The organism is Nitrospinota bacterium (genome assembly GCA_016235255.1).
In the GTDB taxonomy this organism is placed as follows: domain Bacteria; phylum Nitrospinota_A; class UBA7883; order UBA7883; family JACRLM01; genus JACRLM01.
This window is the reverse complement of sequence record JACRLM010000006.1, coordinates 1-3044: the sequence shown is the minus strand read 5'-3', so window position 1 is coordinate 3044 and position 3044 is coordinate 1. Positions and strand designations below refer to the sequence as shown.

Below are 3044 nucleotides of genomic sequence, written 5' to 3'. Positions count from 1 at the left end.
GTGAGGAGTTTGATTCTGCCAAAGCATTCCGTGCGGCAAACAATTAGGCTTGACATGTGAGTGAGTATCTTCACCCCGATGTCCCAAAGTCGAGTGAGTAATGCTTGTATAAACAAAGAGTCCGGGGTGAAGAACACCCCGCAGAGCATCAAAGTAACACCATTTACAGTTGGGGATAAGACGACAGCGTGTAGAACACCCGGCGAACTGAAGATATTATTGGGCGTTGTCCGGGGCCTTCTTTAGACGTTGTCCGTGGTGTTCTTCACCCCGGACTCTTAGAACTAAAAGAAACAGAAACGTCAGCTCCGCAGTTGAATTATCCTCCACTAAAGAAGTATCCTTGTCCTTTTGTATCATCTACAGGAAACGTCTGATGTCCGACTTTTACGATTTTCGCGCCATCGAAAAAAAATGGCAGGATATTTGGGAATCCGAAAAGACTTTCAAGGCCGAGCGCGACCCGGCCAGGCCAAAATACTACCTGCTTGAGATGTTCCCATACCCTTCCGGCAAGCTGCACGTGGGGCACCTTCGCAACTACACCATCGGCGACGCGCTGGCCAGGAAGAAGCGCATGGAGGGCTACAACGTCCTGCATCCCATCGGGTGGGACGCTTTCGGCCTTCCCGCCGAAAACGCCGCCATACTGCACAAAAGCCATCCGCACAAGTGGACCATCAGCAACATCGCCGAGATGCGCCGGCAATTCACCATCATGGGCATCTCCTACGACTGGGACAGGGAGGTGGCCACATGCCATCCCGGATATTACAGGTGGACCCAGTGGATTTTCGCCCGGATGTTCGACGAGGGGCTGGCGTACCGCAAGAAATCGCTGGTCAACTGGTGCCACAGCTGCCACACGGTGCTGGCCAACGAGCAGGTGATAAACGGACAGTGCTGGCGGTGTGATTCGCAGGTGACCCAGCAGGAGCGCGAGGGGTGGTTTTTGAAGATCACTCATTACGCCGAGGAGCTGCTCGCCGGGCTTGAATCGCTCAAAGAGGGGTGGCCGGAGCGGGTGCTTACGATGCAGAACAACTGGATCGGCAAGTCCATCGGGGCGGAGGTTGATTTCCCCATCGAAGGGGGCGGGACGATACGGGTGTTCACCACCCGGCCGGACACCCTTTTCGGGGCGTCGTTCATAGCGCTGGCGCCGGAGCATCCGATAAGCCGCGCGCTTGCGAAAGGTTCTGAGCTGGAAAACGACGTTGAAAGCTTCATCGCCGAGATAATCAACCAGGATCGTATCGAGCGGTCCGCCGAGGGGGCGGAGAAAAAGGGGGTGTTCACGGGGCGGTACGCCATAAACCCCATGAACGGGGAGATGCTTCCCATTTGGATCGCAAACTTCGTCCTTATAGAGTATGGCCACGGCGCCATCATGAGCGTCCCCGCGCACGACCAGAGGGACCTGGACTTCGCAATAAAGTACGACCTGCCGGTGAAGATCGTCATCCACCCGAAAGGCCAGACCGGCTTTGACTCAAGCGAACTGGACGCGGAGGCGATGAGCGAGGCTTTCGCAGGGGACGGGATCATGGTCAACTCCGGCCAGTTCGACGGACTTGCCAACAGGCCCGACGGCATCATCAAGGTGATCGAATACCTGGAGGAGAGCAAGAGCGGGTCCGGGGCGGTGAACTACCGCCTGCGGGACTGGGGGGTGAGCCGCCAGCGTTATTGGGGCGCCCCGATACCGATAGTTTATTGCGATAAATGCGGCGTTGTTCGCGTGCCGGACGAGCATCTGCCGGTGATCCTGCCCACGGACATCGAATTCCCGGAAAGCGGCATATCGCCACTGGCCACATCGGACGAGTTCATAAACACCACATGCCCCAAATGCGGCGGCGACGCACGGCGCGAGACCGACACCATGGACACCTTTGCGTGCTCGTCATGGTACTTCAACAGATACGCCTCCGCCCGGTGCGACAGCGCCATGGTGGACAAGAAGGACGTGGACTACTGGATGCCGGTGGACCAGTATGTGGGCGGCATAGAACACGCCGTGCTTCACCTGCTGTACGCACGCTTCTTCACACGGTTCCTGAAGGACATCGGCGCAGTCTCCGGCCCGGAGCCTTTCGCACGGCTCCTTACGCAGGGAATGGTGATAAAGAACGGGGCGAAAATGAGCAAGTCCAAGGGGAACGTGGTGCCGCTGGACGAGATGGCTGATAAATACGGCGCGGACGCCACGCGGCTGTTCATATTGTTCGCCGCCCCGCCGGAGCGTGATCTGGAGTGGGAGGACGCGGGTATAGACGGAGCCTCCCGTTTCATCAACCGCGTGTTCCGGCTGGTGACATCCAATGCCGATTCGATGCGCGCGGGGGGAGCGTTGCCCGCCGGGCTCAACGGACTATCAAAAGAACAGGGGGACATGCGGCGGGTGACTCATAAAACTATCGCCCGTGTCAGCGCGGATTTCGAGCGGTTCCAGTTCAACACCGCCATCGCCGCCATAATGGAGTTTGTCAACGCCCTCACCGCGTTCAAGCCGGTGGACGACATGGGCCGGAACGTTTTCCGCGAGGCGGTGGAGACGCTTCTAAAACTTCTCCAGCCGATAATCCCGCATACCGCATGCGAACTTTGGGAGATGACGGGATCGAAAACGCCCCTTGTCTCCACCCCATGGCCCAAAGCTGATGCGGAGTGCATGGTCAGCGACGAATTGCTGGTGGTGGTGCAGGTGAACGGAAAGCTCCGGGGGAAAGTAACCGTCCCGGCGGGCGCTTCCGGGGCCGAGTTGGAGAAAGCGGCATTGGCGGACGAGAAGGTGGCCGCCGCGCTGGAAGGCAAGCAGGTGAAGAAGGTGATCGTGGTGCCGGGGAAGCTTGTGAACATCGTGGTGGGGTAAAGGGATATTCCTTTTTTCCCCGCCTTGATAAGGAGACCTTTGCATAATTCCAGCATCGTGGTTTTGATCCATCATTTACCCCGTAATTGCGGATTGACGGCCTCTTTGCGCTCAGACAACGACTGTTTTGTGCCCCCCATGGAGCCCGCTTTAGCCTCGTTTTCCCGCT

At 57.9% G+C, this 3044-nt stretch carries 1 protein-coding gene; it reads left to right on the top strand.

Features of this window, described 5'->3' with window-relative positions; translation table 11 throughout:
* The first annotated feature begins 376 nt into the window (after positions 1-376).
* On the top strand, positions 377-2875 hold the full coding sequence (locus HZB29_00800) for a leucine--tRNA ligase (protein MBI5814131.1): 2499 nt from the start codon (positions 377-379) through the stop codon (positions 2873-2875).
* The last annotated feature ends 169 nt before the right edge of the window (positions 2876-3044 follow it).